Origin of the sequence: Turicibacter faecis (genome assembly GCF_037076425.1) — a bacterium.
Classification (GTDB): domain Bacteria; phylum Bacillota_I; class Bacilli_A; order MOL361; family Turicibacteraceae; genus Turicibacter; species Turicibacter faecis.
Window position 1 is genome coordinate 152,136 of the sequence record NZ_AP028127.1, and the last position, 23,826, is coordinate 175,961.

The window sequence follows — 23,826 nt, forward strand, 5'->3', positions numbered from 1 at the left end:
AAGATGACGGCCTATTAAACATTTTTAATAATATAGTAACTTGTTGGTTTATTAGGCGTGTAAACGACAATGAGATAGTGTAGATCATTGACTGGAATTAATTGGTCATTTAAGTAAATAGGTTCGACCACAGCATATTTAAAGATATCAGGTAATGTAATTTGGTGGGTATTAAGTAGGGTCATCATAGTTGGTGAGTGTTCAGCTAAATGATTAACGATTTGACGACGTTCCTGTTTATGGAGTCGGTCTTCCCACCAAATTTTTGGTTTGATTTTACTTTGAGTGAGGTAGTCGACTTTCATATAAGAAAGAACAGTTTTTAAATGAGGAAAATCAGTCGCGATTAAATAGTCGTATAGCCTTGTGTATAAGTCACTTAATTGATAGTTTATCCAAGGGTAGCGGGATTCCCAAAAGGCACCGAAATCTTGCATAAAAGCAAAAGGCGAAGCGGCGAATGGTCCATCTACTAAGTACTTCATTGTATGGTCTAAGCGATGGGCATTCCAGTAACGTTCTAGAATCTCCTCAGCCAAGTGGATGTTGTGAACATCTGTTTCTGATAAGGTGTTGTTACGTTTCATTTGGTAAGGTGCGAATTGGTCGTACTCATATCCAAATTCATCGGATTGTTTACGTAATCCGGTTCCGCGTAGTAGTTTTAGGAATCCAAGTTGTAGTTCTTCAGGACGGAGTGCGAATACGTCGTTAAATGATTGTTCAAATCGATCGTAAGGTTCTTCTGGAAGACCTGCAATTAAATCAAGGTGTAAAATGATTTTTCCACCTTCTTTAATTCGTAGAATATTTGTTGTGAGTTTATCAAAGTTTTGGCGGCGCTTCACGAGTTTATTTGTTAAGTCATAGGTAGACTGAATTCCGATTTCGAATCTAAATAGACCGGCAGGAGCATGTTCATTTAAGTAGTCAATCAGTTCGGTTGGCATAATATCCGCGGTAATTTCAAATTGGAACTGTGTTCCTTCTACGTGTTCTTCAATAATGAAGTTAAATACGTCGAGTGCGTATTTTTTGTTTATATTAAAGGTTCGATCTAAAAACTTAAATGTTTTGGCTCCGTGACTCATTAAATAACGGATTTCGTCTTTTACTTTTTCGATATCGAAGTAACGAACTTTATTATCCACAGATGCAAGACAGTATTGACAAGAATATGGGCATCCGCGAGAGGTTTCGATATATTGGATTCGTGTTGGAAGCAAAGGGATATCCTCTTCAAAATAAAAAGGTGACTGAATTTCTTTAGGGTCGAGAATAGGAGCGGGAGGATTTTGAACAAGCTCCTTCGTTAATAAGTTACGATAGACGATGCCACGAACATCCGCAAGGTCACGTCTCCCATGTAAATATTCCATTAGCTCTTTAAACGATAATTCTCCTTCCCCATAGATAATATAATCCACAGAGCTGCGAGAAAACCAAACATCAAAATCGTAAGAAACCTCGGGTCCTCCCATAATGATTGTTAAGGTTGGATCTTTTTCTTTAAGAAGGTTGATGAGTTGTAACGTTTTTTCAACGTTCCAGATATAAACACTAAAACCAATAATTTTAGGACGCATCGATAATAGATTATTAAGTATGTTATCGAGAGAATCTTTTAACGTATATTCTTTTAGCGTAATATCAAAATCTTTTGCATTAGCTTTAAGATAGCGGATAGCCAAATTGGTATGAATATATTTTGAATTTAACGTACTAAGTATAACTGACATTATTTAACACCTCATTTTTTTATCCTTTTCATTTTAGCATAAACCGACTTTAGATACCTATATCTTTTATGGTCTTTTAGATAGGAATTTAAAGATTTTGGATATAAAAAACAACTTTACCACTTTTTTGAACAATGGAAGTTTAAAATCACTTATTTTGTTAATAATGAAGATAAAATATGGTTGGAAGTAGGTGGGAAGATGTTGATTTCTCTTCAAAATGTTTGTAAGGAATATCAATTAGGTGAAGTTACAACGACGGCGTTAAAAGACGTAAATTTAGAAGTAAAAAAAGGGGAATTCGTTGTCGTATTAGGTCCATCGGGTTCTGGAAAGTCGACGCTGCTTCATGTAAGTGGTGGATTGGATCAAGTGAGCGATGGAAAAATCATTGTTAATGGGAGTGAGATTACGAAAATGAAATCATCGCAGCTCACTAATTTTCGTCGTAAAGAATTAGGTTTTATTTTTCAACAGTATCATCTAATGCCTAATATGACGGTATTTGAAAACGTAGAGGTAGGTGCGAGATTAAGTCGTTGTCCACTGGACGTGCAAAAGGTATTAAAAGAGGTAATGCTTGATGAAATGTTACATCATTTTCCGTATCAGTTATCCGGGGGTCAGCAGCAACGGGTAGCAATTGCAAGAGCTATTGCTAAAAATCCATCGATTTTATTTTGTGATGAGCCAACCGGGGCGTTAGATGAGGAAACCGGAAAGTTAGTCCTAGAAGTATTACAGCGAGTTAATGAAGAGTTTCAGACGACGATTATTTTAATTACCCATAATTTAGGTATTGCACAAATGGCGGATAAAGTCATCAAGATGAAATCAGGAATGGTTGTTGAAGTGATGCAAAATCCTCATAAAGTACGTGCAAGCGAAGTGAGTTGGGCCTAATGTTATCTAAAAATAGTATGAGGTTTATTCGTCTGAAACCTTTCCAATTTTTATCGATTGTAACTTTCATTGCAATGGCTTCATTTATTTATGTTTGTTTGCAAGGCTCTATTGATTCTGTCACCTATTTTTTAAATGATTATACGCATCAAACACGACAGGAAGACTTTTTTGTGGTTTTATCTGCTCCGAGTAAAGAGGATTTAAACAAACTAAACCGTAGTAAACGTGAGGATACCTCTGTTTTTCTAAATCAATTATCTTCACAAAAGAAAACATTACAGAACTATAGTTTGATTGATTATTATAATCTGCAAATTGAGTCATTAGCAGAGGAGTTTGATGTCACGTTAGAAGGTCGTTTTTACCGGGATGTGGTAAATGATGTAGACGGAAACACGTTTAGATACCGAGTTATAAATCCCACGGACTCAGTAAATTTGACCTATTTATTAGAGGGAAAACTGCCGGCTAAGGAAAATGAAATTGCTGTGTTTAAAACATTTGCCGATGGAAATCAGTTGAATATAGGAGATACATTAACCTTAAATCAACGATCATTTACGATAACAGCGTTCATAGCTGTACCGGATTATATTTACCCAATCTTTAATTATGATAGTCCCCTATACGAGCCTACACGTGAGACGGTAGCCATTGTCACGGAAGCCGCGTATCAACAATTTGATGAGAAGCAATGGGTTTTATATAGTGGCTATTTTAATCAGGAAATCGGAGACCTAGAGGAGGCTGTTTCTAAAATTTCAAATGCTGATGGGGTTTCCTATGCCATGAGTAGAGACCAAAATGTTAGGATTAATGCGGTAGACATTCATCTAAATAGTAATCAATTATTATCAATGACATTTACCGTTCTTTTATTAGCCATGTCTGTTTTCGTTATTTTATTGGTCATGAAAAAACGGATTAACTCAGAACGAGTTCAGATTGGCATCTTAAAGGCGATGGGATATCGTCGCTATGAGATTGCACTTAGTTACTTGGGGTATCCATTGTTATCCACAGTGTTTGGAAGTTTAATTGGATTCTTTTTAGGAATTGGTCTGTCTATTCATTTGGCTAATACCTATATGACAAACTATGTGGTTCCCTTTGTAGGATTTTACTTGACGTCAAAATTAATCATCGGGGGAATTATTTTACCATTGATCGTAGTTGGGGTTTCGAGTTTGATTATCTTACTTCTTTTATTGAAAGATGATCCTTTGACGTTAATGAGGGAAAGTAGTCATTTAAAGGTGTCGAGAGGTTCAAGGATGGTTATGCGAATATTAAAGCCATTTAAATTCGAAACACGGTTTAAATATTCGTTAGCTTTTCGTAATATCGGAAAAATTACTTCTCTATTTAGCGTCGTTGTGGTGGCAAGCATCTTTTTAGTCTTTTCCTCGATTGTTTTTCATTCCTTTGAAAGTATTGTGGATAAAGCATTTAAGGGGGCCAAGTATAGTTATCAGATTAAGTATAATCGGCTTATCGATGCCTCTTTAGCTGACACGGAATCTCCGTTTTTACAGTATACGACCCACCCGGTGATTGGAGAAAAGACGACCCCATTTTATTTATATGGAATCATACCCGAAAATAAAGTAAGTCCTCTTTACAATAGTCAAGGGGAGGAAATTACCGCGATGGCGCAACATGGATTAATCATTAATGAATTTATTGCCCGGGCTTATGCGCTTCAAATAGGAGATCGTTTATCCTTTGAAGTGAAGGGAATGGAATTAACATATCCGATTGTTGAGGTTGTGGATCATTATAATGGGCCAATGATGTATACCTCCCTAGAGAAATTAGCGACTGACCTAGGTTTGAATTCGAATCTATATAACGGGAAATGGAGTTCTGAGAGACCGTTAAATGATAAGAATATTTCCTATATTTTTTCTATTGATGACTTAACAAGAAATATTAAAGTAGGCATGGAAATGATTCGTATTTCACTATTAGTAATGGTTGTTGTGACGGTTATTTTAGGAAGTCTGATGATGGTATTAATTACGACCTTTATCATTGAGGAAAATCAACGACAAATTTCAATTTTAAAGGTGATGGGATACAGTAGAAAGGAAGTTTCTAAACTCGTTTTAACCATTTATTTTCCATTTGTGATGCTCGCCTATTTCGTCAGTGTCCCGCTTACTAGGGTGGGGATAGATTACATTATGACCCAAATAGCTTCTGAGCTTCCAATGGCTATTCCGACGGACTTTACATTGACCCAATTTGTAATTGGAGTGCTGACTGTAGGAGTTACTTACTGGATTTCTCTTTTGCTATCTAGAGGACAGTTGGATAGAGTATCATTGCATGAAGTGTTGAAAGTTTAACTAGAAATAAATTCATATAGGGAACGGCATTCATCTTTTTAATGTGGTTCTCATCGTCAGTTCTTTTGTTAGGTAAAGAATCGGATGAATTCTTTGAATCGTTTAACGTTGTAAAACACCTAAGCTACATCATTAGAGAGGTAGTTGCAGGTTTAAAAAATAATGATAGCTTGATTCGATTTTGTAGGTTGTAGTAAGTTTTTGATGATGGAAAAGGATGAACGTGATTGTTCATCGGGTGTCCCTCGCATCGAAAAGTAGCTAAGTCTGTTTTATTAAATAGAAAGTCTTCAACCTGTTTTAGTGCCTCCTCATTGGGGTGGGGACAGGTTGTGGATAATTAGTTTAATTAGTGGATAAAATATATTCAGCTTCCCCTTTATCGGTCGTTTAATATTTAAAAACGCTATATTTTATGATATTCTAAAGACAGTGAACTTCTTTGTACGAAAGGTGGGTTTAATAAGATGAATAAGGTATTGTTTGACCATGATACGATTATGCGTTCTTTAAAGCGAATTGCACATGAAATTTTAGAGAAAAATGATGATTTAAATGATATTGTCATTATTGGAATTAGAACGCGTGGGGCTTATTTAGCTGAGCGTCTAGTACGTTTAATCGAGGTATTTGAAGGTGTAACAGTTCCTTTAGGGGAATTAGATATTACAAAGTATCGTGATGATATTACACGCGAAATGAAAGAGGTTATTGTGAATCAGAGTACGGTTCCAATGATGCTTAACGGTAAAACGGTTATTTTAGTAGACGATGTGTTATACACAGGTCGTACGGTTCGTGCGGCATTAGAAGCGGTTCTAGAATATGGACGTCCTAAAAATATACAATTAGCTACTCTTATCGATCGAGGTCATCGAGAACTTCCAATTCGCGCGGATTATGTAGGGAAGAATATACCGACTTCTCATTCTGAAGCTGTCCAGGTGTATTTAACTGAACTTGATGAGAAGGATGCTGTGGTATTATCAAAATAATCATGGAATATGGGACGTAGAAGTATTCTTTAGTTAAGTATAAGAATAATATTTAAAGGAGTATCGTATTTCATTTAGAAAGAATAGAGTGGTGGATAATACCACTAGTATTTTCATAAAGAGCAGAGTATAATGCTAATTAAGATGAAACTATACCTGGGTTTACGATGATAGTTTCAGCGAGTTTATAAAAAAGCACCGAACTGTACCTAAAGTCCTGCAGGTGCTTTTTTTATTTCAATAGATCTCCGTTACTTTGTTGGGTTTAGGGGGATGAATACGAACAGAAATCAGTAGTAGAATAAATGATTAAAAAAGTAGGTGAAATGATTGATAGAACAATACATCGAACATTTAGATATAGACGGATTTCAACGTGATTTAATTCAGTGGTACCATTCGGTAAAACGCGATTTACCTTGGCGAATAAATCAAGATCCTTATCGAATTTTAGTTTCTGAAATTATGTTACAACAAACGCAAGTGGCAACAGTCATCCCGTACTATGAACGTTTTATGAAACTATTCCCAACGACTAAAGGGTTAGCAATGGCAGACGATCAAACATTGCTTAAGGCATGGGAAGGTTTAGGTTATTATTCTCGGGCTCGTAACTTACGTGAAAGTGCACGAATGATTGAAGAAATGGGTGGATTTCCAAAAACGCATGAGGAAATTTTAAAATTGAAGGGAGTTGGACCCTACACAGCGGGGGCAGTGAGTAGTATTGCCTTTGATATTCCGGTACCAGCTGTCGATGGAAATGTTTTTCGTGTAATGAGTCGAGTATGTTGTATTTACGAGGATATCGCAAAGGCGAAAACGAGAAAAACTTTTGAGGCTGTTGTATCACGCGTAATTTCACATGAAGATCCAAGTGCATTTAATCAGGGATTAATGGAATTAGGGGCAACGATTTGTACACCTAAATCTCCAAAGTGTTTACAGTGTCCAGTTCAGTTTTATTGTCAGGCTTATCATCAGGGGGTTGATGATTTATTACCCGTAAAAACAAAAGCAACTTCCCAAACTAAAATGAAATTAGTTGTAGCCGTTGTAAAGAATCAACATGGAGAGTATTTAGTTAGTAAACGTCCTAATACTGGATTGCTCGCTAATTTTTATGAATTCCTAAATTTTGAGTACCTAGGGGAGAAGGAACCGAAGGAATTTTTAGTAGAAAAGTTATCCCCAATTTGTAAAAAGGTTGAATCGGTTCAATTTATCGGAACATTTAATCACGTTTTTTCACATCGGATTTGGGAAATGGAAAGCTATTTTATTTCAATTCAAACTGGATACGAAGAAGTCATCGCTGAAAATGACTACTTGTGGATAAGTGAACAACAAATGACGGACTATCCATTAGTAACTGCCCATCAACGTATTTTAAAGAATATTGAATCTTGAAATATTTGCTAATTATTGAGTCGTATGATAGAATAAAAAAGGAAACGAAATACTAGGGGTGCCTTACGGCTGAGAGTGCATGATGCATAACCCTTTGAACCTGAACTAGTTAGGACTAGCGGAGGGAAGTAGACGAATTTTTTATTTTTAATAAATGGGATATTCTTATACTTTTAATGATGCCGTAAAGCCTCCTAATGAAAGGGAGGATTTTTTTATGAGAAATTCAAAAACCAAAAAGAGTGTGGAAATCAGTATCTTAATTGCTTTGGCATTTATCCTTGATTACGCATCAAATCTTTTTATGGGGTGGTTATGGCCACAAGGAGGATCTATTTCTATTTCTTTAATCCCTATTGCAATCATTGCTTTCCGTTATGGATGGCTTGCCGGAGTGATGGGTGGGTTTATCATGGGGTTATTACAATTGTTAACGGGGGCATATATTATGCATCCTATCCAGGTGTTATTTGATTACCCATTACCTTATGCTGCCCTTGGATTTGCTGGGGTATTTGCAAATAAAGTAAATGGGACAACAGGGATTAAACAGATGGTTTATATTTGGTGTGCAACAGGTTTAGGTTCATTTCTTCGATTGATTTGTCACGTTATTTCAGGGGCAGTATTTTTTGCACCTGTCACGGGGGAGAATCCATGGGTCTTTTCGATTGTTTATAATACACCTTATATTATAATGTCTTATATTGTGAGTACCGTCTTATTAACCATTCTTTATCGAAGAAATAGCGAGCAACTTCTGGTCAAATAACGCTTTTAATTTAATATTGCAAAAAGACGACAAATTTGTCGCTCTTTTTTTGTTCACTTTATAGTTTCGCCCAAATATACTATAATATAGAATATATTACAATTATAAGGAGGTAATTTGGATGAAAGAGTTTAGCATATTTATCGCACCACTTGTATTTATGTTCTTAGGATTAATTACTTATTTAGAATCTGATTTACCACATCAAAAAATTGGCTATCGTGTATTAACCGTTAAGCAAACCGTTGAGACGTGGCAAGTATCTAATAAATTTGCGGCAAAAGTATTACTTGTATTCGGAGGATTATTACTGATTTTTGGTGTTATTTTAAATTCTTATTTTCGAACATTGGCCATCTGGGAATTAATTGTTATTAACGTAATCGAACTCATTATTATTGGGGGGCTAGTCATTGGGTTAACAGAATGGCGTGTTAATATTTCATTTAATAAAGAAGGTAAAAAAAAATAGTGATGGAAACTACTACGCAAAATATAAGGTCGACGTTTAATTAATGGTTAATTAAACGTCGACCTTTTTATCTAGATGAATTATTTTTCATGATAAAGTCATATCCTTTTAAGAAGAGAAACGTTAAAATTGATACGACGGCAAGTAAGATAATAAGATTGCTACCGATGTAAGTAAAGGCTTGTAGTGGGGTATTAATTGATTCTACTGGCATATATGTTTCCTCCTTTATACTTCAGTATAAGTAAACAGGGAGGAGTTCATACATAGAATAGTTTTTTTCATGAATCTCATAAGCGATATTTTTTTAAGAAGAGGGCGTTCCTTTTTTTATTTTGTTGGATTTGGGCGTGTTTTTGTAGTATTCTATGAATATTGACACATAGGAGGGATTTTAAAGATGAATATTAAGGTAGCGTTTTTTGATGTGGATGGAACAATCGTGGATAATCATTCAAAGCAAAATCAATCGTCTGATATGGAGCTTGTCCCACAATCAACGATTGAGGCACTTCGTTTATTAAAGGAAAAGGGAATCACCCCTTTTATTGCGACGGGGAGATCCCCATTTATGATTGAATCCTTATTAGAGGGACTTTCAATTGATAGTTATATTTGTACAAATGGACAGTATGCGGTGATGCATAATCAGGTTATGTATGAGGCTCCGTATAAGAAAGAGTTGCTTGACCGTATTGTTGAGATTGCGAGTCAAAATAATGTCCCGTTATTATGGATGCCTAAGACGCATTATATTTTATCGGGGGAACATCAAGAATTTTTGCTCGAAGCTTTAAAGAATATGAATTTACCAGAGCCTTTAATTGAAACAGGAATGAAATCAACTAACGATAAGATTTATCAAATGGTAGCAGGGGTAACTGTAGAAAATGAGCATATTTTTTATCCACTAGAAGAAGTTCGCGTCGTAAGATGGCAACCTAAAGGGGTTGATTTACTTCCTCGTACGGGATCAAAGGCTACAGCTATTTTAGCTATTTTAGAAAAGCTAGGATTAGGCCCTGAACAAGCGATTGCTTTCGGCGATGGATTAAATGATATTGAAATGTTGCAAGCCGTTGGATGTGGTGTTGCGATGGGGAATGCGCATGAGGAACTGAAAAAACATGCAGATTATGTAACCAAACCAGTGAGTGAAGATGGAATTTATTATGCGTGTAAAGAATTAGGATTGATTTAATTGTGGATAAGACTGAATGCCTCATAGTGAATGGTAGTTTTTCGTTTTTTAGGCGAACGACGTTAGATATAAAAAAGAGTTAAGGTTTTGCTTTAATCTCAGACTCGTTACTTATTGAAGCCTAGAGCAGTATTGAATTTCTACAATAATCATTATATTTCTACATAAATTATATAACTTTATTTAGTAAACTATGGAGGTAATCTATTAAATATTCGTTCTATCGTTCGTTTAATAATATATAAGAGTATGTTTAAATAATCACTAAAAAAAGATGTTATCCGGATTGGATAACATCTTTTTTTCTATTGAAGGTGAGTGATAACGTCGTGAAGGCTAGTTAATATCTTTAAGGTTTTGTTTGCAAATTCTTCTTCTGGATATTTCATATCCGGAATACAGATGACATCAATTCCACCACAATGGGCCGCAGTTATTCCTGCCTCACTATCTTCTAATACTAACGCTTCATCAGGAGTAACCCCAAGCTTTTGACAAGCGGTTAAAAATATTTCAGGATGGGGTTTTCCACAGGTTACTTCATCACCACAAATGATATCGTCAAAGTAGTTTCTTAAACGTGCCGCAGCTAATATTTTTTCTGCACGTTCTTTTGAACTACTTGTTGCTACGATTGTTTTATAATGATGGTCTTTTAAATAAGTTAGTAATTCAACAATTCCATTTTTTAATGGAGTAGATGTCGTCAAACGATCGTCTAGCGAGAGATGGACATCTTCCCAAATTTCTTGCATCGGAAATTCTTCGCCGTATTGTTGGGTGAATAGCTGACAAATCGTTGTTCTATTTTTTCCAAGACAACGGAGATAAAAGCTTTTATCAAAAGGATAATTAAATTTTTTCATTGTCTTCGTGTATTCTTCATAAGTTACTCTTTCACTATCAATCATTAAACCATCCATGTCAAAAATAATTGCCTTTTTCACGAAAAGCCCCCCTTGTATATGCTATCTGTTTGCATTATAGCAACTCATCAGATAGAAGACAAGAGGGGCGAGAATTAATTTGACTGGATATTTAGTTTAGATAATATTTGATGAAACATATGTTTTAAAACAAAGAAAAGGAGAGCATAAAGTGGGACGATTAGAAGTACCCATTGAATAAGTTGAATAGGCGTCACATGACTTAACATAAATAGGTTTGAAAATTTAAGAACTGAAAGGGTAATACCGGTGATACTAATGAAGAGAATGGCTATTTTTTTTAGGTTAATGGGAAGACAACTTCTGATGAGAACCCAAAGACCGCTAACCATTGCGATACAAAAACAGTACGTATCAAACAAAGCGTGATTTCGATGAAGACTTGGAATCATAAGTCCAATTAACAGACATCCGATAACGGAAAATCCCGCTGGAATGGCTATTTTTGAAACCTCAGTTAAAAAGTTTCCTTTAATTCTTTCTCGACTGGGTTCAATCGCTAAGAAGAATCCTGGGAGTCCGATTGTAAAGAGATTAATTAGCGTCATTTGGATCGGGACAAAGGGATATCTAAGCGGGGTAAGTAAAACGATAAAGGCAATTAAAATCGAATAAACTGTTTTGGTTAAAAAGAGCGTTGAAACTCGTTGAATATTATTGATGACCCGACGTCCTTCAAGCAACGCAGCGGGAAGTGAGGAAAAATCGGAGTTAAGGAGTAGAATGTCGGCAATACTTTTAGTGATTTCACTCCCATTATTCACTGTAATACTGCAGTTGCTTTCTTTCATTGCTGGAACATCGTTAATTCCATCTCCCATCATAGCGACGAAATGTCCTTGTTTTTTCAAGGCCTGAATCAGTGATTTTTTTTGTTTAGGACTGACACGACCGAATACGGTATACTCATTGACTAAACCGTCTAAGTGATCGTCTGGGTATTGTGACATATCCACAAAACGATCAGCATTTTTTAATCCTGCTTGTTTAGCAATATGTGCGACCGTTTGAGGGTGATCCCCCGAAATTACCTTTAAATCAACCCCTTGGTTTAAGAAATAATCGAAAATTTGAGGGGCATTTTCACGAATGGGATCAATGAGAGTAATGAGTGCAAGGACTTCATGATGGTCATTAACGGTTTTAACAACAGTTAGGACACGATATCCACAACTTGCTAGGGCTTCAATCTCCTTCGTTATTTGTTCATCCGGATGCTCGACTATATGTGGATAAGATCCAATTCGGTACACGCCATCACTGTACTTTGCACCGCTATATTTATTAGCAGAAGTAAAGTAATAAAGTTCACTCGGTGTTGCTTGATCATTTTCTGTGAAGTAGGCTTTAAGGGCCTGCGCTGTAAAGTTAGTCTCGTTTAACTCGTGGAGCAAGTTTCCGATCCGACTCGAAATCTTTTGATCCACATACCATTTAACTTCATGGACTTGCATTTTTCCTTGGGTAATCGTTCCTGTTTTATCAAGGCAAAGTGTATCAATTCGGGCCATTGACTCAATGCAAAACATTTCTTGAACGAGTGTTTTCTTATTAATGAGTTTAATGACCCCGACGGTAAGGGAAATACTACAGAGGAGGAATAGACCCTCGGGAATCATTCCGATAAGGGCAGCAGCCGTTTTTAAAATGGCATCATTCCATGGGAGATGATTGAAAACGAGGGATTTACCTAGCATCAAGAGTCCAACGGGAATAATGAACAGGCTCACTGTCTTTAAAATAAGATTTAGTGTTTCTCTGAGTTGCGAAGGATGTTTTTTATATTCCTTTGCTTCTTTTCCCAATTGATTAGCATAGGTTTGTTCCGCAACGGCAGTGACTTCAATAAGGGCGCTTGAGGCCACCACGTAGCTACCGGAATAGACTGTATCTCCAACGTTCTTTATGACTGTATCACTCTCACCCGTTAGTAAGGCTTCATTTACTTCAAGGTGTCCATCGACGACCTGTCCATCCACAACGATTTGATTTCCGGTAGTGAGATAGAGAATATCACCTAAAACGAGGTCCTCTGGATAACATTCTTGTTTTTTTCCTTCTCGTTGCACGAAAACTTTTGTACGGGTAATGAGATTAATTTTATCGAGGGATCGTTTTGCCCGAAGTTCGACTGCAATCCCAATAATAATATTGCACACAATAACGCCCAAAAATAAAAGATTTTTGTAAGAACCTGTGGTCAAAATAAAGAGCCCTAAAATAAAGTTAATCATATTAAAAAATGTGCACAAGTTATCAATCAGGATTTGTTTAACTGATTTTGTTTTGTATTCAATAAGATGATTATCTTGCCCAAGTGAGCGACGTTTTTGAACCTCTTCTTGAGTTAAACCGTATTTAATATCTGTCATAAGCATTCCCCTTTAAAACGATGTCATTTCTTTTAGTTTGGTAAAAACTAACGTTTTTTATAACGTCTGTTGCGAGATTATTCCGTAATTATAAAGGGAAATCGGGGAAATGGAATGTGATTTTTGAATAAAAATAAAGGAGACAATAAGGATTATTAGATTTTAGAGGGAGGGTTAAGGGATTATGTAGAATTTTAGCAAAAAATGAGGGATTACTTCTTTATTTTAAGTTTTGTGATACAATATTTTACGTTATTGATAGAAAATCGAGCAATCTTTTTTTGGAGTAAAGATAGAGGAGGGGCACAAGTTAAATGGAACAACAATTTATGCAAAAATTATATAAACAAATTGCAAAGCAGTTAAATATTACAACAAACCAGATTAACGCGGTTCTTAAATTATTAGAAGAAGGTTCAACTGTTCCGTTTATCGCACGTTATCGTAAAGAAGTAACGGGGGCACTTGATGAAGAACAGATTCGTGAAATTTCTAAGACGTATGAGTATGGTGTTAACTTACAACAACGTAAAGAAGATGTTATTCGTTTAATTGATGAAAAAGGGATGTTAACAGAAGCCTTAAAACAGGATATTTTAAAGGCTGAAAAGCTAACAGAGATTGAGGATTTATATCGTCCGTTTAAAGAAAAGAAAAAAACACGCGCCACACAGGCGAAGGCGAAAGGATTAGAGCCGTTGGCGAAGTATTTATTAACTTATCCAGAAGGTGAGTTACAAACGGAAGCAGCGAAATATTTAAATGAAGAAGTGACGAGCGTTGACGAGGCTTTACAAGGAGCGCGAGATATTATTGCAGAAATGATTGCAGATCATGCGGATTACCGAAAATGGATTCGTGAGTATATGACGAAAAAGGGTCAAATTCAATCAAAGGTTCGTGATGCCACTTTAGATGAGCGTAAAGTATATGAGCAATACTATGAGTATAGTGAACCTGTTTTACGCGTAGTGCCACACCGCGTACTTGCGATGAATCGAGGGGAATCTGAAAAGATTTTACGTATTTCTATTTTAGATGATGCAGAAGGTGTACATCGTTATTTGGTCAAAGAATTAATTCCAATACGCGAGGTTACAGAAGCAACGAAACAAGTTCGTTTAGCAATTGAAGATGCGTATAAACGTTTAATTAAGCCATCAATTGAACGTGAGATTCGTGCTGGTTTAAAAGAAGTGGCTGAAAATCAAGCCATTCATATCTTTTCTGAAAATGTTCGCCAGTTATTATTGCAACCACCGATGAAAGGAAAGGTTGTTTTAGGTGTTGACCCGGCTTATCGTACGGGATGTAAGTTAGCTGTGGTGGATGAAACAGGGAAAGTTTTAGATATCGATGTGATTTATCCACATGAAAAATCTAAAGGTTCGAAAGCAGATCCTGCTCTTGTGCAAAAGGCTCGTGCGAAAGTCATTGATAAAATTAATAAATATCAAGTGGAGATTGTTTCTATCGGAAATGGAACGGCTTCTCGTGAAACGGAAAGTTTTATTGCCGATGTTTTAAAAGAGATTAAGCATCCTATTTATTATATTATTACGAATGAGGCGGGGGCATCTGTGTACTCGGCGTCAGAATTGGCCCGTAAGGAGTTTCCAGATTTACAGGTTGAGGAACGCTCGGCGGTTTCGATTGCAAGACGTCTTCAAGATCCGTTGGCAGAGCTTGTAAAGATTGATCCGAAATCGATTGGTGTTGGTCAGTATCAACATGATGTGACACAATCTAAATTGAATGATTCTTTAAACTTCGTGGTTGAGACGACGGTGAATCAGGTAGGGGTTAACGTCAATACAGCTTCTCCAGCGTTACTTAAATATGTAGCGGGACTTTCAACAACGATTGCCAATAATATTGTTAAACACCGCGATGAAGTTGGAAAGTTTACAAAGCGTGAGGAATTAAAGAAAGTTTCTCGTTTAGGGGCGAAAACTTATGAGCAGGCCATTGGGTTCTTGCGTATCGTGGATGGTGTAAATCCGTTAGATAAAACGGGGATTCACCCGGAAAGCTATAAAATAGCGGAACAAGTATTAAAGACATTAGGATTTACAAAAGATGACTTAGGGACGGAGGCGCTAAAGTCGGCAGTAGAGAAAGCGAATCGTTCTGTTTTAGTCGATGAGCTCGGTGTCGGAGAGCATACATTGAATGATATTTTAGATGCATTTGTTGCCCCAAATCGCGATCCGCGTGATGATATAGAGGCCCCACTTTTACGTTCAGACGTCTTAAAGCTTGAAGATTTAAAACCAGGAATGGAGCTTCAAGGAACAGTACGTAATGTCGTTGACTTTGGTGTCTTTGTTGACTGTGGGGTTAAAGAGGACGGACTTGTCCACTTATCAAAAATGTGCAAACAATTTTTAAAACATCCGATGCAACTTGTTTCAGTAGGTGACATTGTTAAAGTCTGGGTAGAATCTGTTGACTTACAACGTAAGCGATTGGCTCTAACCATGATTGAACCAGAAGCGAAATAAAACAAAAAAGGCTACGTTTAGAAGTAGCCTTTTTGTTTTGCCGATAAAAATAGATTCTAGAGCCCTTATTGAATAGTGATTGAACCATTATCGGACAACGCATTCTCGATCATTAGAGATGAGTTAGTTATTTAAAGGTTTGAAGAAGCAAAAGGGCTCTATCTCTTCATCATTAATAGGGGAGATAGATCCGTGAGATAAATTGTAATAGAGTGAATAAGTATATGGAAATTGAATAGAGGTGCTTGCGTAGTAAGTCGTTTCATTGGCATAACCTGTTGAATAGCTATGACTTGTAGGAGCCCTTAGTGTTAAAAAAACATTTCGTGATAGCAGCTTAGTAGTTAGAATGAGAGTCGTCTTCGTTTATGGAAAGGAATATACAATAATGGATAATTCTGAATAATTATGTTATAGTTTGTTAAAAAGGGGTGAAAGAATTGGATAAAGAAAATATGTCGTTGATTTATTCTATCATAGGATGTTTTGTGCTGGTTTTAATAAGGAGCTCGCCATTTCAAGACGCTCTAGGATTTTCTCACGTATATGCTTTAGGAATTTCGGATGACCTACGGAATGGTTTTTTAGGAAATTTAATAATGTTCGGTAGTTATCTAGGGGATTGCATATTTTACATCACACATTTGATTTCCTTCATAGGGGCTATACTGTGTATCTTATTATCAATCAAACTTATTATAAAAAATATAAAAAAATAAATGAATCAATCTATAATAATCCATTAAAGGAGATGAGGTCATGGATCGGAAGCAACCGATAGGGAATAAATGAATAGGTTGTTTTCAAGCACAGACTCAACCTTTCATTGGAAATGGGATCTATGCGTTCATTGTTGCGATTTATACGTTAGGACACTTTAAAGATTTTAATATTAATTTGAAATAAAGGCTCTGTTTTAAAATAGTGTTGATGTTTCTATGGTATTATATGGTGAATTTGTAGAAGGAGGGGGGAGAGTTATGAAGTTTAAAATATTGTTACTTATCTCAATTGCATTCTTTTCATATGCAATATATTTTTATCCTGTTCAAAAATATTTTGCAGAAAAAAATTTAGAAGAATATATGATTATCCAAGGAACATCGAGTGCAGTTATACAATCTAAAGAAATTCTTAAAGATTACAAAATAGGTGGATACACAATATCTATAGTATATGCAGATGACCCAGATTATCGATATGAATATATATATTTTCCAGGTGAAAAAGAATTAAAAGATAGTATGCGATGCTTTGTTTATGACAGTGAAAATGTGGAAATAGGAGTAACCAACAAAACAGTTAAATATCCGCCTATTAATTAAACGGTAGGGGTTAGATTCGGAGTGCGTTTGAATTGGAATAATTTAATTTTTTTAATTAATTGGTTTCCCATCGGGGACTGTCTTATTTAGTACTTAAGATAAATAACGAAAAAAGAGAGAATTTTGATGAAATAATATTTTCTCTTTTTTATTTTTTTTGAATGAATAACTAGATAAACGATAGATTTTTAAAAAACAAGACTTTTTTGTTGGTAAATGTCTATATATAGTAAGAGAGATGAGATAACAAGAGAAAAAGAGGAACGTAGGATGAGTTATGAATTGCCAGAAATTTATATTGTTATTTCCCAAACAGGGACTCTTTTTTCCCGGGCATTAAAGGTAGCTACACGGCATCCTTACAATCATGTCTCGATTTCGTTAGATCGGGAATTAAATGCGATGTACAGCTTCGCCCGAAGAAATATTTATTGTCCATGGATTGCTGGATTTATTGAAGAGAATCCAGATGAGGGAATGTTCAAGATAAAAACACAAACACGATGTCAGGTGTACAAATTACCATTAACCCCAAAGCAGTATGAGCAACTCTTATTAGCATTAGATCCATTTTTAAAAAATCCCGAGCAATACCGCTATAATTTTTTAGGATTACCTTTTATATGGATGGGGATTCCACTCAATCGTCGCTATCACTTTGTTTGCTCCGAGTTCGTCGCTCATTTATTAATGCAAGTGAATATTATTCGTGAATCTCATTCGGGACGAATGATGAGACCTTATGATTTTTCAATGATTGAGGACGTTGAGTTAATTTATGAGGGGTATTTAAGGGAGTACACCAATGATCAAGAAGAATACGTGGTCTTTTAATACAAAAAATAGGTATAATGATAAAGGTTTCATGAATAATCTGGGATATAGGTTTACTTAAATAGGAATAAATAATACAATAGGTTTATAAAAGAAACCTGAAAGGATGTTACAGACTATGTCAAAAGTATTAGCAAAAGTTAAAGATTATGCGATTACTGAGGAGATGTTAAATGAAACAGTTGATGCGTTACGTACTCAACAACATATTAACATTACATCAGAAGAACAAAAGCAAGATTTATTAGATGAATTAATTGCTCGTCAGTTAGTCGTTGAAGATGCGATTGAATCTGGTTTAACACAAACAGAGGAATTCCAAAAATTATACCGTGAGTTTGTTTTCCAACACAGCATTGGACAAATGTTTAAAACAATTACGGTAACAGATGCTGAATGTGAAGCTTACTATAATGAAAATAAAGAGCAATTTAAAGAAGAAATGGTTCGTGCAGCTCACATTTTAGTTGAGGAAGAAGCACAAGCTAAAGAATTATTAGCAGCTATCGAAGGGGGAGCAGATTTCCACGAGTTAGCAAGTGCCAACTCTAAATGTCCATCAGGAGCACGTGGAGGAGACTTAGGTGATTTTGGACGTGGACAAATGGTTCCTGAATTTGAACAAGCAGCATTTGCCTTAAACATCGGAGAGGTTTCAGGAATTGTGAAAACACAATTTGGATACCATTTAATTAAATTATTAGATAAAAAAGATGAGGTTCCATTTACAGACGTAAAAGGACAAATCGAGCAATATTTAATGTCTAAAAAACAAAATGAGATGTATTCAAACTTCACTCAAGGATTAAAATCAAAATACACAGTTGAAAAAGCGTAAAAAACTATTTACTTTGTAGTTCAAACTAATTATAATAATATTATAAGTTAGATGAAGGAGGAAGTAAAAATGGTATTTAATCGCGTGAAAGAAATTATTGTAGATGAATTAGGTGTAGAAGAGGCATCAGTAACAATTGAATCAACATTAGAAGATTTAGGGGCTGACTCATTAGATGCTGTAGAATTAATCATGGCTTTAGAAGAAGAGTATGATTTAGAAATCGCTGAAGACGATGCAAAAACAATGAAAAGCGTTAAAAACATCGTTGATTATATTGAAAGTCATCAATAATTTGATTCCAAACTAGGAGCGTGATTTGAGTCATTCTCCTAGTTTTTTAAACAAGAAGATAAAAGTTATAATTTAGATAAATTCGCTCACTCTAAGGGTAGAGATTAAATAATGTAAGCGATTGTGTTTTTTAAAGAGAAAGATATAAGGAGGTGAGGCTAATGGATCGTTCGAGAAAAGTGGTCAATGATTTGTTAACTGACGTCTTTAACCAAATTTTGATTTTAGAAGAGCGAAATTTAACAGAGCATGATGCAGTCGATGTGACGATGACCGAGATTCATGTCATTGAAGCGATTCGTAAATGTGAACCGCCGACCATGGGAACCGTGTCTAAGCGATTGATGATTACGATGGGTACATTAACGACTTCAGTGAATCGATTAGTGGAAAAAGGATATGTCACACGTAAGCGTGATGTGAATGATCGTCGTGTTGTTCTACTCGATTTAACAGAGAAAGGTCAACAGGTGTTTGAAATCCATGAGGCTTTTCATGAAGAGTTAGTGAATGCTGCTTTAAAAGATTTAGAGTTTCGCGAAGATTTAGTTCTAGCTTTAGAAAGTATTTACCGCTTCTTTAAAAAGTTGCAGGAAAAACATCAACAGTAAAAAGACGTATCCGTCGGGATTACATCAAACGGAACCGACTTCAACAGATAGGATGAAGTGATGGAACAAAAATTGGAGTGAATCGAGTAAAACTTGTTCGACTATCACTAATTAAGGAAAATGATGTCAAAAAAATTATAAGGAATCAATTTCGATTATATGGTTTAATAGACATATAAGAGGAGTTGATTTTTTTATGTGGAAATTAGGAAAGATAACATCGGGAGTTCTAGTATTAGGATTAGCGTTAAGTGGGGGATTCCATGCGTTAGCGATAGATAAAGAGCAAATGGAGTTTCATTTGACGTATAAAGATTTTTATCAAACGAATCGGCAAGAGGTAGTAGATATTATCAAGTATGGATTCGGGTTTAATGATCGTCATGCCTTAATGGAGACAGATGTTGATGTTCCTTTAAGGAGCGATTATGCACTGCTTGTTAATTTAACAACGAATGAGGTTATTTATGAAAAACGGGCACATGAACGAACGTATCCAGCTTCATTGACGAAAATGATGACGGTTCTTGTGGGACTGGAACATCGAATGGATGTTGATATTGTGATGGACGTTGATTTTGCAATATTAGCCGATGAGGGGGCAGCCATTGCTGGCTTTTATAATGGACAATCGGTAAGTTATGATGATTTATTATACGGTGTCATGCTACCCTCAGGGGCCGATGCGGCACAGATGTTAGCTAAAGTTGTGGCAGGTTCGGAGGAAGGGTTTGTTGAACTGATGAACGAGAAGGCCCAACGTTTAGGCATGAAAGATACTCATTTTACGAATGTCGTTGGTCTTCATGATGATAATCATTACTCCACGCCATGGGATTTAGCGATTTTAGAAAAAGTAGCCTTATCAAATGATGAGTTTCGTGAAATTTTTTCAGCACCATCGTACCAAGCAAGCGTCGCGGGTAGTAATGGGGAACCATTAATTTTTACGAGCCGAATGTTTGATCGCATGGGAGATCCAAACTTCGAGGGCGGTCAGGTTCTTGGTGGGAAAACAGGTTATACACATGAAGCGGCCCTTTGTCTTGCAAGTTATGCAACAGATGGGGAGAACGAATATGCGCTTGTAACGACCCATGCCAATGGAAATTCATATACACCACAATATCATGTATTAGATGCCTTAACTGCCTATGATTATTTTTTAAATGATGAGGAGTCAGAGGAAGTTTTGATTGAAGATTTACAAAGTGGTGCCCAGTACTTGATTGCGAAATAGAGGAAGAAGGAAGATAGAATCTTCCTTTTTTAGTTCAAACTAATTAAATTGGTATATAATAAAGGTAGAATTTAATGATAATGGAGTAGAATGGAATGAATAAACGAATTTTAATTGTGGATGACGAACCAGAAATTTTGGAGTTGTTGGCGCTTTATTTAAGAAATGAAGGATTCTCGTGTTTTTTATTTCCTAATGGGAAAGATGCATTGGACTCACTCCAAGAGAACACCTATGATTTGGCAATCTTAGATTTAATGTTACCTGATATGGATGGATTTACGATTTGCTCAAAAATTCGCGAACATTATAAGTTTCCGATTATTATGTTAACGGCGCGAAACGAAGATATGGATAAGATAACGGGATTAACACTAGGAGCGGATGATTATGTGACGAAGCCTTTTAATCCATTAGAAATTGTGGCACGCGTGAAAGCTCAGATGAGACGTCTGACTCAGTATCATGAAATCACTGTCTTAAAAAATGAAGAGGTGATTGATATTGCGGGATTATCGATCAATTATCAAACTCATCAATGTTTTTTGAATAATCAGCCTATTTCTCTTACCCCAACAGAATTTTCGATTTTATGGTATTTATGTCAGAACCGTGGATGCGTGGTAAGTTCGGAGCAGTTGTTTCAGGCGGTTTGGAAGGATAAGTATTTTAAAAACGAGAATAATACGGTGATGGTCCATATACGGCGCCTTCGTGAGAAGTTGCATGAGCCACCCGGGAAACCTAAGCTGATTAAGACGGTATGGGGAGTAGGTTATAAAATTGAAGGATAATTTTAAAAAGTTAAAACGGAAGTTGCTTTTAGAGGCGATTGGTCTCATTGTGATGAGTGTCATTTTGGGCGCGATATTTTTACATTTATTTGTGGATGGTGTCTTGGAATCATGGTTTGCTGAAGGATTTGTGACGTGGCTTCAAAATTGGATGGGGCTAGATTATTATGCGGCACGTCAGATTTATCTTAAAATCTTTGTCTACAATAAGCCGATGATTTTAGGTGGAGCTTTTTTATTGTTACTTGGCGGGGCTCTTTATGTGATGGGGATGAGGTTAACGCGCTATTACCAAGAAATGGCCCAAGCGGTGCACAAATTATTAGATGAATCAGATGAGCCGATTGTCATGAGTGATGGTCTCGAGTTTATGGCAACTGAGTTAAACGAGGTGAAGCGCGTTCTTAAACATCGCGAACGAGTGGCCCGAGAGAGTGAACAGCGTAAAAATGATTTGGTCATGTATTTGGCTCATGATATTAAGACTCCGTTAACTTCTATTATTGGATATTTGAGTTTACTTGAGGAATCTCAAGAATTACCGAGCACCTTTAGGCAGAAGTATACGGGGATTTGTTTAGATAAATCTTATCGTTTGGAAACATTAATTAATGAATTTTTCGAGATTACTCGCTTTAATATTCACGAAGTCGTCCTTGAAAAAGAGACATTTAATTTAACCTTTATGATGGAACAATTAGTGGATGAGTTTTATCCTCTTTTGCTAGAAAAGAACTTAAAGATTAATCTTATGTATGAAGAAGAAGTTGAATTTTATGGAGATGTGGATAAGTTAGTGCGGGTGTTTAATAACCTATTGAAAAATGCCGTTGCTTATAGTTATCCCCAATCGATCATTGAACTTCATATTTTTAAAACGGTAGCGGAAGTTACATTGACCTTTAAGAATCAAGGAAAGACGATTCCTAAACACAAACTAGAAACGATCTTTGAAAAATTTTATCGTTTAGATACTTCAAGAACCTCCCAAACTGGGGGATCGGGACTTGGATTAGCCATTGCTAAAGAAATTGTCGTTGCTCATAAAGGAACTATTGAAGTCGAAAGTAGTGAAGCGGGAACGATCTTCACCATTACGCTTCCTTATTCTAAATAAAGAACCCCCCTCTTGTTACGTGTGGATAGCAAGAGGGGGTTTTTAGTGATGGGTATTAAGCACTTAGTTATTAATTTTTATGGGTAATTAAAGTTCCAGGATTTTAATAAAGAAAGTGAGGGCTACTATTAAACTAGAGCCCGCACTTGATTAACAAATTCTCCAGCTTTTAAACCAAAAACATTTTCTGCATTAATTTGATTAAATGCTGATTCATAAGGTTCCTTTCATAAAAGCTATATATTATTATTATTATTATTTTCCTATTATAAAATCGTATAAATCTCTCCCTAAAAAAATATAAGGAATTCTATTAGAGAAATCACTTATCCCCAATGAAATTTTTATTGCTATTCATAATGATGAATGACCCTGCCAGAACAAAATCTTCATTTTTTATAGGCCTTACATTCATGTTATCGGTATAAATAGATGTCCTAGATGAGATAATAGCTTTATAAGGATTTATAGTAACCTGTACTAAAAATAAATAATAACATCGTAAAATCTAATCAAAACGGGGTTAAACGATGTCAAAAAAAATATGAAATTACAATAATTTTAATGTTATTTTTAACCATACTTATTGATTTAAAAATACTTAATAAATTTCCAAGTAATATTTTTGCAAATGATAATTCAACTTCATTTAATTCCTTATCTTATGAAGAACAAATATCAGAATATCAATTAATGGTAGAAAGAATTCTTTACAAATCCATTGAAAAATCAGTAAACAATGTTTATGGAGAGAATAAAAGAACATCTTGGGATTATAGAATCATAAACATTGAACGTGGATATTATCCTGAACCCTATTTGTATAGATTAACGATAGAATTTGAAACATTTACTGGAGCTCATAAACCACCTGTTGATACTAATGTTGCAGTATACGACATCATAAGTTTTGATCCAACAATAGTAAAAGAAATAAGTTATGAACATTATTTAAATGAAAGATAGACTAGGGATATGTGCACATATCTCTAGTCTATCTTGTAATATAAGAAAAAATGTAGAACTTTTTTCAATGTCATTAAGTTAATAAATTAATCATTAAAATCGCTCAAAGGGAGGTGTACTAAAATGTACATCTCTTTT

At 35.6% G+C, this 23,826-nt stretch carries 21 protein-coding genes and 1 riboswitch; of the genes, 17 read left to right on the forward strand and 4 right to left on the reverse strand.

Annotated elements, in window-relative coordinates:
• Positions 1-14: 14 nt before the first annotated feature.
• On the reverse strand, positions 15-1,739 hold the full coding sequence (locus AACH31_RS00780) for a B12-binding domain-containing radical SAM protein (RefSeq protein ID WP_161830964.1): 1,725 nt from the start codon (positions 1,737-1,739) through the stop codon (positions 15-17).
• Positions 1,740-1,940: 201 nt separating this feature from the next.
• On the opposite strand from AACH31_RS00780, the gene AACH31_RS00785 reads away from it, so the two are divergent.
• The 6 genes from AACH31_RS00785 to AACH31_RS00810 all read left to right on the forward strand — a co-directional run bounded on the left by AACH31_RS00785 (position 1,941) and on the right by AACH31_RS00810 (position 8,645).
• A complete protein-coding gene (locus AACH31_RS00785; protein ID WP_161830965.1) occupies positions 1,941-2,642 on the forward strand; it encodes an ABC transporter ATP-binding protein in 702 nt (233 codons plus the stop codon).
• Positions 2,642-4,996, forward strand: a complete 2,355-nt coding sequence (locus AACH31_RS00790; protein WP_161830966.1) for an ABC transporter permease — start codon at positions 2,642-2,644, stop codon at positions 4,994-4,996. Before AACH31_RS00785 ends, AACH31_RS00790 begins: the two co-directional genes overlap by 1 nt.
• A 467-nt stretch (positions 4,997-5,463) precedes the next feature.
• Positions 5,464-5,991, forward strand: a complete 528-nt coding sequence (pyrR, locus tag AACH31_RS00795; protein WP_161830967.1) for a bifunctional pyr operon transcriptional regulator/uracil phosphoribosyltransferase PyrR — start codon at positions 5,464-5,466, stop codon at positions 5,989-5,991.
• A 330-nt stretch (positions 5,992-6,321) separates the two neighbouring features.
• Positions 6,322-7,401 carry an A/G-specific adenine glycosylase gene (mutY, locus tag AACH31_RS00800; RefSeq protein WP_338617752.1) on the forward strand — a complete coding sequence of 360 codons (1,080 nt, stop codon included), beginning with the start codon at positions 6,322-6,324 and terminating at the stop codon, positions 7,399-7,401.
• Positions 7,402-7,445: 44 nt separating this feature from the next.
• Positions 7,446-7,545: riboswitch (TPP riboswitch) on the forward strand.
• Between the two features lie 73 nt (positions 7,546-7,618).
• Positions 7,619-8,173: an energy-coupled thiamine transporter ThiT gene (gene thiT / locus AACH31_RS00805; protein ID WP_161830969.1), complete on the forward strand. Its 555-nt coding sequence runs from the start codon at positions 7,619-7,621 to the stop codon at positions 8,171-8,173.
• A 121-nt stretch (positions 8,174-8,294) separates the two neighbouring features.
• Entirely contained in the window at positions 8,295-8,645 is a 351-nt protein-coding gene (locus tag AACH31_RS00810; RefSeq protein ID WP_161830970.1) for an SdpI family protein, read from the forward strand.
• Between the two features lie 67 nt (positions 8,646-8,712).
• Here AACH31_RS00810 and AACH31_RS00815 read toward each other — a convergent pair whose 3' ends face one another.
• Complete coding sequence (locus AACH31_RS00815) at positions 8,713-8,859, reverse strand: hypothetical protein (RefSeq protein WP_161830971.1); 147 nt, start codon at positions 8,857-8,859, stop codon at positions 8,713-8,715.
• Between the two features lie 186 nt (positions 8,860-9,045).
• On the opposite strand from AACH31_RS00815, the gene AACH31_RS00820 reads away from it, so the two are divergent.
• The gene (locus tag AACH31_RS00820) at positions 9,046-9,846 is read left to right on the forward strand and encodes a Cof-type HAD-IIB family hydrolase (RefSeq protein ID WP_161830972.1); all 801 of its coding nucleotides are present in this window, start codon (positions 9,046-9,048) and stop codon (positions 9,844-9,846) included.
• Between the two features lie 305 nt (positions 9,847-10,151).
• Here AACH31_RS00820 and AACH31_RS00825 read toward each other — a convergent pair whose 3' ends face one another.
• A complete protein-coding gene (locus AACH31_RS00825; protein ID WP_262953709.1) occupies positions 10,152-10,793 on the reverse strand; it encodes an HAD family hydrolase in 642 nt (213 codons plus the stop codon).
• A 74-nt stretch (positions 10,794-10,867) separates the two neighbouring features.
• Positions 10,868-13,165: a cation-translocating P-type ATPase gene (locus AACH31_RS00830; protein ID WP_262953708.1), complete on the reverse strand. Its 2,298-nt coding sequence runs from the start codon at positions 13,163-13,165 to the stop codon at positions 10,868-10,870.
• Between the two features lie 314 nt (positions 13,166-13,479).
• Between AACH31_RS00830 and AACH31_RS00835 the strand changes: the two genes are divergently transcribed.
• From AACH31_RS00835 to AACH31_RS00880, 10 genes are all read left to right on the forward strand, one after another.
• Positions 13,480-15,669 carry a Tex family protein gene (locus tag AACH31_RS00835; protein ID WP_338506367.1) on the forward strand — a complete coding sequence of 730 codons (2,190 nt, stop codon included), beginning with the start codon at positions 13,480-13,482 and terminating at the stop codon, positions 15,667-15,669.
• A 980-nt stretch (positions 15,670-16,649) separates the two neighbouring features.
• Positions 16,650-16,994 (forward strand): DUF3139 domain-containing protein, encoded by a 345-nt coding sequence (locus tag AACH31_RS00840; RefSeq protein WP_161830976.1) that lies wholly within the window; start codon positions 16,650-16,652, stop codon positions 16,992-16,994.
• A 270-nt stretch (positions 16,995-17,264) separates the two neighbouring features.
• Positions 17,265-17,828, forward strand: coding sequence for a hypothetical protein (locus tag AACH31_RS00845; RefSeq protein WP_161830977.1), 564 nt, complete (start codon positions 17,265-17,267; stop codon positions 17,826-17,828).
• 118 nt (positions 17,829-17,946) lie between these two features.
• Positions 17,947-18,666: a peptidylprolyl isomerase gene (locus tag AACH31_RS00850; RefSeq protein WP_161830978.1), complete on the forward strand. Its 720-nt coding sequence runs from the start codon at positions 17,947-17,949 to the stop codon at positions 18,664-18,666.
• Positions 18,667-18,735: 69 nt separating this feature from the next.
• Positions 18,736-18,960: an acyl carrier protein gene (gene acpP / locus AACH31_RS00855; RefSeq protein ID WP_161830979.1), complete on the forward strand. Its 225-nt coding sequence runs from the start codon at positions 18,736-18,738 to the stop codon at positions 18,958-18,960.
• Positions 18,961-19,121: 161 nt separating this feature from the next.
• Positions 19,122-19,571 carry a MarR family winged helix-turn-helix transcriptional regulator gene (locus AACH31_RS00860; RefSeq protein WP_161830980.1) on the forward strand — a complete coding sequence of 150 codons (450 nt, stop codon included), beginning with the start codon at positions 19,122-19,124 and terminating at the stop codon, positions 19,569-19,571.
• A gap of 196 nt (positions 19,572-19,767) precedes the next feature.
• The gene (locus AACH31_RS00865; protein WP_161830981.1) at positions 19,768-20,811 is read left to right on the forward strand and encodes a D-alanyl-D-alanine carboxypeptidase family protein; all 1,044 of its coding nucleotides are present in this window, start codon (positions 19,768-19,770) and stop codon (positions 20,809-20,811) included.
• A 95-nt stretch (positions 20,812-20,906) separates the two neighbouring features.
• The gene (gene vanR, locus AACH31_RS00870; RefSeq protein ID WP_161830982.1) at positions 20,907-21,605 is read left to right on the forward strand and encodes a VanR-ABDEGLN family response regulator transcription factor; all 699 of its coding nucleotides are present in this window, start codon (positions 20,907-20,909) and stop codon (positions 21,603-21,605) included.
• Entirely contained in the window at positions 21,595-22,722 is a 1,128-nt protein-coding gene (locus tag AACH31_RS00875) for a sensor histidine kinase (RefSeq protein ID WP_262953851.1), read from the forward strand. Before vanR ends, AACH31_RS00875 begins: the two co-directional genes overlap by 11 nt.
• Positions 22,723-23,415: 693 nt before the next feature.
• The gene (locus AACH31_RS00880) at positions 23,416-23,688 is read left to right on the forward strand and encodes a DUF3888 domain-containing protein (protein WP_338617755.1); all 273 of its coding nucleotides are present in this window, start codon (positions 23,416-23,418) and stop codon (positions 23,686-23,688) included.
• The last annotated feature ends 138 nt before the right edge of the window (positions 23,689-23,826 follow it).

Bases quoted from the DNA above. Each gene is read 5' to 3' on its own strand.
- AACH31_RS00780 (WP_161830964.1), bottom strand. From the start codon at position 1,739: ATGTCAGTTATACTTAGTACGTTAAATTCAAAATATATTCATACCAAT.
- AACH31_RS00785 (WP_161830965.1), top strand. From the start codon at position 1,941: ATGTTGATTTCTCTTCAAAATGTTTGTAAGGAATATCAATTAGGTGAA.
- AACH31_RS00790 (WP_161830966.1), top strand. From the start codon at position 2,642: ATGTTATCTAAAAATAGTATGAGGTTTATTCGTCTGAAACCTTTCCAA.
- pyrR (WP_161830967.1), top strand. From the start codon at position 5,464: ATGAATAAGGTATTGTTTGACCATGATACGATTATGCGTTCTTTAAAG.
- thiT (WP_161830969.1), top strand. From the start codon at position 7,619: ATGAGAAATTCAAAAACCAAAAAGAGTGTGGAAATCAGTATCTTAATT.
- AACH31_RS00810 (WP_161830970.1), top strand. From the start codon at position 8,295: ATGAAAGAGTTTAGCATATTTATCGCACCACTTGTATTTATGTTCTTA.
- AACH31_RS00815 (WP_161830971.1), bottom strand. From the start codon at position 8,859: ATGCCAGTAGAATCAATTAATACCCCACTACAAGCCTTTACTTACATC.
- AACH31_RS00820 (WP_161830972.1), top strand. From the start codon at position 9,046: ATGAATATTAAGGTAGCGTTTTTTGATGTGGATGGAACAATCGTGGAT.
- AACH31_RS00830 (WP_262953708.1), bottom strand. From the start codon at position 13,165: ATGACAGATATTAAATACGGTTTAACTCAAGAAGAGGTTCAAAAACGT.
- AACH31_RS00835 (WP_338506367.1), top strand. From the start codon at position 13,480: ATGGAACAACAATTTATGCAAAAATTATATAAACAAATTGCAAAGCAG.
- AACH31_RS00840 (WP_161830976.1), top strand. From the start codon at position 16,650: ATGAAGTTTAAAATATTGTTACTTATCTCAATTGCATTCTTTTCATAT.
- AACH31_RS00845 (WP_161830977.1), top strand. From the start codon at position 17,265: ATGAGTTATGAATTGCCAGAAATTTATATTGTTATTTCCCAAACAGGG.
- AACH31_RS00850 (WP_161830978.1), top strand. From the start codon at position 17,947: ATGTCAAAAGTATTAGCAAAAGTTAAAGATTATGCGATTACTGAGGAG.
- acpP (WP_161830979.1), top strand. From the start codon at position 18,736: ATGGTATTTAATCGCGTGAAAGAAATTATTGTAGATGAATTAGGTGTA.
- AACH31_RS00860 (WP_161830980.1), top strand. From the start codon at position 19,122: ATGGATCGTTCGAGAAAAGTGGTCAATGATTTGTTAACTGACGTCTTT.
- AACH31_RS00865 (WP_161830981.1), top strand. From the start codon at position 19,768: ATGTGGAAATTAGGAAAGATAACATCGGGAGTTCTAGTATTAGGATTA.
- vanR (WP_161830982.1), top strand. From the start codon at position 20,907: ATGAATAAACGAATTTTAATTGTGGATGACGAACCAGAAATTTTGGAG.
- AACH31_RS00880 (WP_338617755.1), top strand. From the start codon at position 23,416: ATGGTAGAAAGAATTCTTTACAAATCCATTGAAAAATCAGTAAACAAT.